We start from the raw sequence: 6,182 nt of genomic DNA on the forward strand, positions 1-6,182 counted from the left end.
AGTTTATTCCTAATATAAAAGGGGTTTTTATTTCATGAGATATCTTGGATTGCTGCATACGTACAAACAATATTTGCCGGTAAACGACAAAACACCGCTGCTCACTTTGCATGAAGGCAATACGCCGCTCGTTCGTGCGGACAATTTGTCTGAAGAATTAGGACTCGATTTGTATTTTAAATATGAAGGCCTTAACCCGACGGGTTCATTTAAAGACCGGGGAATGGTCATGGCAGTGGCTAAAGCCATTGAAGAAGGCAGCAATACGATTATGTGTGCTTCTACCGGAAATACATCCGCAGCAGCGGCAGCATATGCAGCTCGCGCAGGACTTAACTGTATCGTCCTGATCCCGAACAATAATATTGCTCTAGGCAAGCTGGCTCAAGCGATGATTTACGGAGCCAAGGTAATCGCAATTGAAGGAAACTTTGACCGTGCGCTGGAGATTGTCCGCGACATCACCGCGAAGCATCCGATCACTCTGGTGAACTCGGTTAACCCTTATCGTATTGAGGGGCAGAAGACGGCGGCCTTCGAAGTCTGCGATCAGTTAGGGAAAGCTCCGGACGTGCTTGCTATTCCGGTCGGCAATGCCGGAAACATATCAGCCTATTGGAAAGGCTTTAAGGAATATCATGAGCTAGGAAAGAGCGGTTCACTTCCTCGTATGGTGGGCTTTGAAGCCGAGGGAGCTATGGCCATCGTTAAAGGGGAGCCGATTCTGGAACCTGAAACGGTAGCGACGGCGATCCGCATCGGTAATCCGGCAAGCTGGAAAACAGCGGTAGCTGCGGCTGAGGAATCCGGCGGCCAAATCAATTACGTAACGGATGAGGAAATATTGACCGCTTATAAGACGATTGCTTCTCGTGAGGGAATTTTTGCTGAGCCTGCATCGGCAGCATCTGTAGCGGGCGTGTATAAGCTTCATCGCGAAGGTTATTTCAAGGGCGGAGAAACTGTAGTTTGTGTCTTGACTGGCCATGGATTGAAAGATCCTAACATTGCAATTAAGAGCATTGGCAGTGAACCGCTCGTGGTGGAGGATACAGAGGAAGCGGTTATGGCGGCCATTGCGAAGCTGCAAGGTGAGCAGGAATGATATCCGAAGCGGGCGTTCGCGTAAAAGTACCTGCTAGTACGGCAAATTTAGGGCCAGGCTTCGATACGCTCGGCATGGCTCTATCGCTTTACGCCTGGATCGAAATGAAGCCTGCGAATGAGACGGAGATTCATTTATATGGGGATCAGATGAAGGGGATCCCGACAAATAAAAGCAATCTTATCTATGAGGTAGCTCAATCTGTATTTCGTGAAGCAGGGGTGTCCCTTCCCGAGTTGGAAATCTCCATGTATTCGGATATTCCGCTCACAAGAGGTCTTGGCAGTAGTGCATCGGCAATTGTCGGTGCGCTCGTCGCTGCCAATGAGCTGATTGGTTCACCGTTGAATGATGCTAAGCTGTTCGATATGGCGACTGCGCTGGAGAAGCATCCGGATAATGTGGGCGCCTCTCTGTTCGGTGGGGTGATCACGGCTGTTTGGGATGGGACGCACGCCGAATATTTGCGAATCGAACCGCCGGCTGAACTAGAGGTTCTGGTCGCGATTCCCGAATTCCAGCTTTCTACCTCCAAGGCGCGGCAGATTCTCCCTGAACAAGTTAGCTTAGAGGATGCGATATTTAATATTAGCAGAACTTCTTTATTTACTGCCGCGATGGCTTCCGGCAGATTGGATCTGATCCGCTCAGCGATGCAGGATCGCCTGCATCAGCCTTTCCGTGCGCCTCTTGTTCCGGGCATGGCGCGTATATTGGCTGAGGCGACAGAGCATGGGGCTCTCGGTGCTGCGCTTAGCGGAGCCGGACCTACGCTGCTTGCGCTGATGGATCAGCGTGAGAAGCGGGGAGCGGAATTAGAACGCTTTTTAATAGAGGTGCTTAGCGAGCAGGGGATTAAGGCTCAGACGATTTGGCTAAAACCTTGCACACAAGGCGTTGAGACGCTTACTATAGAGAAAGGCGTAAAATTTATCGATTCCATTAAAGGGGAAGTCAAAGCATGAAAGTGATAGCGTTGCTGCCGGAAGGCTCGGTGTCTCATGAAGCGGTTCTCCATCTGTTTGGAGATGAGCCGATTCAACTGCTCCACTGCAAGCAGATTTCCGATGTATTTCTGGCGACGGCAAGTGGGGCGAGTCAGTATAGTGTCATTCCGATCGAGAATACGATTGAGGGTTCCGTCAGCTTGCATATGGACTGGCTTGTCCACGAGGTGGATATCCCCATGCAAGTGGAGTGGGTTTACCCGTCCATTCAAAATTTGATTGGCGACAGGGAAGAGTTTATATCTGATTCGGATTCGAAAGTACTTGATTATTCGAAAGTGACCAAGGTGCTGTCTCATCCGGTAGCGATGGCGCAGTGCATGCAATTTTTGAAAGCTCATATGCCCCAGGCAGAGCTGGAGCATGTTGCAAGCACATCAGAAGCCGTAAAGCTGGTAAAAGAACGGCCTGGCGAGGGCTGGACGGCGATTGGCACCGCGCTTGGAGCCAAGACGCATGGTCTGGATATTTTGGCGAACCGGGTTACGGATCATGATAACAACTATACCCGCTTCGTTCTAATCGGACAGGAGCCGCTCCAGTTGAAGCATAATGATTCGGCACAGGATAAGACGAGTGTCCTCGTTACGCTCCCCGAAGATTTTCCGGGTGCTCTCCATCAAGTGCTGTCGGCATTCGCCTGGCGTAAGTTGAACTTATCTCGCATTGAGTCGAGACCGACGAAGAAACGGCTGGGAAGTTACTATTTTTACATGGATGTCCTGTCTTCCCTTGAATCTGTGCTGCTGCAGTCAGCCATTGGGGAGATCGAGGCATTAGGCTGCCAAGTGCGAATTCTCGGATCTTACCCGAGTTATTCTATTAAAAATCAAAAGCTGGAGGTGCGAAAATAATGGCAGAACAATTGATTTATTTAGATGGACAATTCGTAACAAAGGAAAATGCAAAGGTCTCCGTGTATGATCACGGTTTCTTATACGGCGACGGGATATTCGAAGGAATTCGCATCTACAATGGGAATATTTTTAAATGCAAAGAGCACTTGGATCGCTTGTATGACTCCGCAAAATCCATCATGCTGAACATTCCCTTAACGTATCAGGAGATGGAGGATGCGCTTGTTGAGACGCTTCGTCGCAACGAACTTCGCGATGGGTACATCCGTCTTGTTGTGTCCCGCGGTGCCGGCAACCTAGGGTTAGACCCGAATCGCTGCCCTAAGGCCTCTGTCATCATCATCGCTGAGCAGCTGGCGATTTATTCTGAGGAGGCATACAGAACTGGCTTGAAGACGGTATCCGTCTCCACGAAACGAAATATTCCGGATGCGCTGAATCCGAAAATCAAATCGCTGAACTACCTGAACAATATTTTGGTCAAAATCCAATCGAATCTATCAGGAGCGGGAGAGGCGATTATGCTGAACTCGCAGGGCTATGTGACTGAGGGTTCCGGAGATAACATTTTTATTGTGAAAAACGGGGTTATTACGACTCCTCCCTGCTATTTAGGGGCGCTTGAGGGAATTACTCGGCAGGCGATTATCGACATTTGTCATGAGAAAGGCTATAAGCTTAAGGAAGAGCCGTTCACTCTCCATGATGTTTATGTGGCTGATGAGGTGTTCCTGACGGGTACGGCAGCTGAGGTCATTGCGGTTCGCGAAGTGGACGGACGTATTATCGGTGAGGGACATGCTGGGCCGATCACGCTTCAATTGCTTGAGGAATTCCGCAGCATTGTCGATAAAGATGGCTTAAAAGTTTGGTAATCGAGTTGAACGGGAAGAACCTATCCTTTACTTAATCAAAGAGGATAGGTTTTTTTCATTACATGGATGTCAAAAGCCGGGCTTCTGCATAGGATGTATTAAATGGGCCCCGGGCGAAGATCACGGTCCGGAATAGAAACCTAGGAGGTTTTTAGCGCGTGAAAATACACATTGTAAAAAAAGGAGATACTTTGTTTGACTTGTCAAAAAAGTATAATGTTCCTTTGCAGAAGTTAATTGAGGCTAATCCGCAAATTAGCAACCCAGATGAGCTTAGCATAGGAATGAAAGTGAAAATTCCGACCACGGCTGTTCCTGTAGAAGAGGGGATTATCTACAAGCATACGGTGAAGCAGGGGGATTCTCTCTGGAAGCTGGCGAAAGCCTGGGGGCTGCCATTGCAGGCTTTGGTAAATGCTAATCCTCAATTAAGCGATCCCAATGTCCTTAAAGTTGGAGAGGTTATTAACATTCCAGGCGCCGCATCATCGGGTTCGAACAATCCGCCTGACAATATCGGAGCGAATCCAGCCCCGATCAGTCCAATGGGGAAGAAAAACACGGCTCCAAAGGAGAACATTAAAGCGGAGAACATCAAACCCGAAAATATTAAGCCAGAAAATGTCAAACCGATCGCTGAAAATCCTAAACCTGCCCCGATTGTCAAACCCGAAAGCATTAAGTTGGAAAGTGTCAAGGTTGAGAATATTAAAATTGTTGAAAATGTCATGCCTATGCCCGTCATTCCGCAGCAGCTTCCCCAGATGGAGGTAAAGCCGATGAAATACGAGGAGCCTCCATGTATGCCGAAACAACCTTGTCCTGAGCTTATTTCCCCATATCAATTTCAAGTCGAGCAGCCTCCTATGCTAATGGCGGAGCAGAAGCTGCCCTATCCTCCGTGCGGGTGCTCAGATCACGGCAAACAGCCAGAGAATTTATTCCAGCCTTATCAGGTTGAGAACCAGAAGGTGTCCTCTTATTACGATTATCCGCCGGTATGGCAAAATGAAGCCGTTATGGGAGAGTATCCGGGGTTATCCAATGCACCGATGTATCAATCGCCTCAATATGTTAGCCCTTGTGCTCCAGAGCATTATGCTCCCTATGGGCACCAGCCGCATCAAGCTTGCCAGCCGTATGGCTATCCTGAACCGGAAAATGTGATGCCGGAGAATTACTGGCCGAATGCACCATTCCCCGGAGGCGACAATGCTCCTTGGGGGGGGCAGGCTCAGCTATCATCGAACAATGCTCCCTTATATGCGACCCATGTCTCTCCTAACGCGCCTTATTCGAATCCTTGCCATACTCCTTATTTTGGGCCGATGCATGCCTATTCCCCCTGTGGTTGCCCGGGGTACGCTGCGCCGATCCAGCCTTATGCCAACGCACCTTATTTAGCTCAGCCATATCAAGGAGGGATGCCGAACATGCCTGTATCCCCAATGGGCGGGTACGGAGTTCCCGATCAAATGCAGGAGAATTGCTACAAAGGCGGTAAAAGAGAAGAAGACTTGGCAAGTCAGGAGAATGAGTCTGAAGAGCGGGGTTCCGATGCTGAGCAAATGACGGGTACGACGCAAGAGGCAACAAAAGAGGCTCGGATTTCTGAAGCTAAGAAAAGTAAGCAACAAGGACGAAGCGCTGCGCCTAAGGGTAAGAAATCAACAAGCAGAAAAAAGTACAGCAGCAGACGAAATCCTTGGATCAATAATTAGTGGATACATGTGAGAGGTGCCCGGGGCACCTCTCTTGTAATTTGCTAGTGCATTGATTGCCAATTCGCTTGCTGAATACTTGCGACATATGATATAGTAAATGTCCCAAACAAAAGATCATATGAACTTACTTGGGGTTTGGATGGCAAGTTTTATATTATATTATTTCTATCAAAAAAAGTGCTTGCTATCTCAAAAAAAATGTGTTACATTATTTAAGTCGCCGCTGAAACACAGCGACGCACGAGAAACAAAGTTGATCTTTGAAAACTGAACAACGAGTGAGCGGGTTTCACGGAAGTGAAATCTAAAAATAGAGTCAGATGCAAATCTGATCTCGTCAGATTCAAAATGAGCAAGTCAAACACTTAGCTGAAAGAGAATTTGCCTTTGGGTAAAACTTCCTTTCACCTTTAATGGAGAGTTTGATCCTGGCTCAGGACGAACGCTGGCGGCGTGCCTAATACATGCAAGTCGAGCGAAGTTATTTTGGAAGCTTGCTTCCGAAATAACTTAGCGGCGGACGGGTGAGTAATACGTAGGCAACCTGCCCCTCAGCCTGGGATAACTAGCGGAAACGTTAGCTAATACCGGATAATTTGCTTTTTCGCATGAAG

5 protein-coding genes are annotated in these 6,182 nt (G+C 48.3%); all 5 read left to right on the forward strand.

What is annotated here, in order from left to right; all coding sequences use genetic code 11:
* Positions 1-34 precede the first annotated feature (34 nt).
* Positions 35-1,105, forward strand: a complete 1,071-nt coding sequence (gene thrC / locus CZ379_RS11550; RefSeq protein ID WP_110931763.1) for a threonine synthase — start codon at positions 35-37, stop codon at positions 1,103-1,105.
* A complete protein-coding gene (gene thrB / locus CZ379_RS11555; RefSeq protein WP_110931764.1) occupies positions 1,102-2,070 on the forward strand; it encodes a homoserine kinase in 969 nt (322 codons plus the stop codon). Before thrC ends, thrB begins: the two co-directional genes overlap by 4 nt.
* Positions 2,067-2,966 carry a prephenate dehydratase gene (gene pheA / locus CZ379_RS11560; protein WP_110931765.1) on the forward strand — a complete coding sequence of 300 codons (900 nt, stop codon included), beginning with the start codon at positions 2,067-2,069 and terminating at the stop codon, positions 2,964-2,966. The genes thrB and pheA overlap by 4 nt, the downstream gene beginning before the upstream one ends.
* On the forward strand, positions 2,966-3,844 hold the full coding sequence (gene ilvE / locus CZ379_RS11565) for a branched-chain-amino-acid transaminase (protein ID WP_110931766.1): 879 nt from the start codon (positions 2,966-2,968) through the stop codon (positions 3,842-3,844). Before pheA ends, ilvE begins: the two co-directional genes overlap by 1 nt.
* Before the next feature lie 158 nt (positions 3,845-4,002).
* Positions 4,003-5,565 (forward strand): LysM peptidoglycan-binding domain-containing protein, encoded by a 1,563-nt coding sequence (locus CZ379_RS11570; protein WP_110931767.1) that lies wholly within the window; start codon positions 4,003-4,005, stop codon positions 5,563-5,565.
* Positions 5,566-6,182 lie beyond the last annotated feature (617 nt).

Source organism: Paenibacillus bouchesdurhonensis, from assembly GCF_900155685.1.
GTDB classification, from domain to species: domain Bacteria; phylum Bacillota; class Bacilli; order Paenibacillales; family Paenibacillaceae; genus Fontibacillus; species Fontibacillus bouchesdurhonensis.

Coding starts and splice junctions, on each gene's coding strand:
- pheA (WP_110931765.1), top strand. CDS start 2,067: ATGAAAGTGATAGCGTTGCTGCCGGAAGGCTCGGTGTCTCATGAAGCG.
- thrB (WP_110931764.1), top strand. CDS start 1,102: ATGATATCCGAAGCGGGCGTTCGCGTAAAAGTACCTGCTAGTACGGCA.
- thrC (WP_110931763.1), top strand. CDS start 35: ATGAGATATCTTGGATTGCTGCATACGTACAAACAATATTTGCCGGTA.
- ilvE (WP_110931766.1), top strand. CDS start 2,966: ATGGCAGAACAATTGATTTATTTAGATGGACAATTCGTAACAAAGGAA.